At 66.3% G+C, this 2,549-nt stretch carries 2 protein-coding genes; both read left to right on the forward strand.

The annotated features are described in order from the left end of the window. Positions 1-117 precede the first annotated feature (117 nt). Entirely contained in the window at positions 118-993 is an 876-nt protein-coding gene (locus SNE35_RS31970) for a tyrosine-type recombinase/integrase (RefSeq protein ID WP_320427122.1), read from the forward strand. A gap of 6 nt (positions 994-999) precedes the next feature. After that, positions 1,000-2,178 carry an IS91 family transposase gene (locus SNE35_RS31975; RefSeq protein WP_320427123.1) on the forward strand — a complete coding sequence of 393 codons (1,179 nt, stop codon included), beginning with the start codon at positions 1,000-1,002 and terminating at the stop codon, positions 2,176-2,178. Positions 2,179-2,549 lie beyond the last annotated feature (371 nt).

Consider the following 2,549-nt stretch of genomic DNA (forward strand, 5'->3'; position numbering starts at 1 on the left):
GGACTAAACCGCTCTCGCGGTAGCTGCTCCGGCGGCATTGGTCCGAACTCGATCCGCCATTCCTGCCACCGTTGATCGGCGAGGCAATCCGCCTCGCTCTTCAACAGGAGCAGGATCATGAAGCCATCGTCCGCCAAGGTGTCGCCGCTTCGCCAACGCATGATCGACGACATGCGCTTGCGCAAGCTCGAACTGAAGACGCGCACCACCTACATCCGCGCCGTTCGCAAGCTGGCGGCGTTCCTCAAGCGCTCGCCCGACACGGCCACTGAGGAAGATCTCCGCCGCTTCCAGCTGTATCTGGTCGACCAGGGCACCTCGGCCATCACGATCAACGCCACCATCGTCGGACTGAGGTTCTTCTTCGACGTCACGCTGGGCCGCAGCGAGTTGATGGCCAAGATGCACCCTGTGCGGGTGCCGCAGAAGCTGCCGGTGGTGCTGAGCCGCGACGAGGTCGCTCGCCTGATCGCCTCCGCACCGAACCTCAGGAGCCAGACGGCGCTGTCCATCGCCTACGGCACGGGACTGCGCGTCAGCGAGGTGATCGGTCTGAAGGTCACCGATATCGACAGCCAGCGCATGGTGCTGCGGGTCGAGCAAGGCAAGGGCAACAAGGATCGGTACGCCATGCTCTCGCCCGTGCTGCTGGAGCGCCTGCGTGCCTGGTGGCGGGTCGCCAACGCGCAGGGGAAGATGCTGCCCGGTGGCTGGCTGTTCCCCGGCATGAACCCGATGGACCCGCTGACGGCGAGGCAACTCAACCGGGCCATCAAGGCTGCCGCGGAGACCGCCAAGATCGACAAGCAGGTCTCCATGCACACGCTGAGGCATTCGTTCGCCACGCACCTGCTGGAGCAGAAGGTCGATATCCGCGTGATCCAGGTCATGCTCGGCCACAAGAAGCTGGAGACGACGACGGTCTACACGCATGTCGCCACCGAGATCCTGCGCGAGGTGGTCAGCCCACTGGAGAAGGTGCAGCCGGCATAGCCGGTCATGGCGCACGCCGGCCTGGAGGTCGCCGACGTCTTCCGCGCTCACGGACCCGCCTGGCGAGCCGCGCAACGCGGCCACCTGAGCGTGGGCCAGCTCAAGGTCATGTCGGCCATCGAACAGTGCCGCAGCGCGGCACTGGGCGGGCATGTCTTGCGCTGCGAGGGCTGCGGCACGGACCAGGTCAGCTACAACTCCTGTCGCAACCGGCATTGCCCGAAGTGCCAGAGCAACGCCGCCCAGCGCTGGCTTCATGCTCGGCAGGCGGATCTGTTGCCGGTCGAGTATTTCCACGTGGTCTTCACGCTGCCCGCGTCGATCGCCGATCTCGCGTACCAGAACAAGGCCGCCGTTTACGGCCTGCTGTTCGACGCAGCCGCCGAGACCTTGCTGACCATCGCTGCCGATGCCAAGCACCTGGGCGCACGCATCGGTGTCACCCTGGTGCTGCACACCTGGGGCTCCGCGCTCACCCACCATCCTCACGTGCATGGCATCGTGCCGGGCGGTGGTCTCGCCGCGGATGGCAGTTGGAGTCCAAGCAGGCCGGGCTTCTTCCTGCCGGTGCGCGTCCTGTCGCGCCTGTTCCGGCGGCGCTTCCTCGAAGGGCTGCAGGACCTGCACCGCAGCGGACGTCTGCAGTTCTTCGGCGAGCTTGCCGCTGTGCAGGACGCTCAGTGCTTCCGCGACTGGCTCGCTCCGACGCGTCGGCAAGAGTGGGTGGTCTATGCCAAGCGGCCGTTTGCGGGGCCGCAGGCAGTGCTGGCCTACCTGTCGCGATACACCCACCGCGTGGCGATCTCCAACAGCCGCCTCGTCGCCATGGACGAACACGGCATCACTTTCCGCTGGAAGGACTATCGGGCCAAGGGGCGAACGCGTCACAAGACCATGACGCTGCAGCCGCAGGAGTTCATGCGGCGATTCCTCCTTCACGTGCTCCCGGGCGGCTTCCACCGCATCCGGCACTACGGGCTGCTGGCCAATGGCAATCGGCGCGAGTGCCTGGCGCTGGCCCGCGATGCGCTGCATGCCAAGGTCGAGGTAAGCCCTGGTGAGCAAGCGACGCCACGGACTATCTTCACTTGTTGGCACTGCGGCAGGCCATTAATCGTGCTCGAGGTCGTGGCGCGCGAGCGCGCGTTCATCCGGGCACCGCCACCGAGGGCACGTGGACCATGAACGTGCCCGCACGAACCCGCCGACCACAACCGCCAGCCGAGTTGCAGCGCAAGCCTCGGCGACGTCGCTTTGCGCCCTCGGCTGCGACGGCGCGATCTGCGGACCAGACGGATCGTCCTATGCCGAGTCGCCGCGTCCGCAGCCTGGCTCTGGCGCCCCTACCGCGGCAACCCGGCTCAGATCCGTCGCCGCTCACGAACACTTGCCAGCGCGCCGCCCTCGTCGAATCGCCATAGTCCCTACAGCTTCGACAAGCACCACCACGTGCGCCGCGGTTTCCTCCCTTGAGGTTTACCCAACACCTGCCCTCAGGTCGGTGTACCGCGGCGAGCTGTCTGCCGCGACGGGCAGGTGTCGGACAAACCTAAACA

Source organism: Roseateles agri (assembly GCF_034043675.1).
Lineage (GTDB): Bacteria > Pseudomonadota > Gammaproteobacteria > Burkholderiales > Burkholderiaceae_C > KK5.

Excerpts from the sequence above, each read along its gene's own strand:
- SNE35_RS31970 (WP_320427122.1), top strand. The coding sequence starts at position 118 with ATGAAGCCATCGTCCGCCAAGGTGTCGCCGCTTCGCCAACGCATGATC.
- SNE35_RS31975 (WP_320427123.1), top strand. The coding sequence starts at position 1,000 with ATGGCGCACGCCGGCCTGGAGGTCGCCGACGTCTTCCGCGCTCACGGA.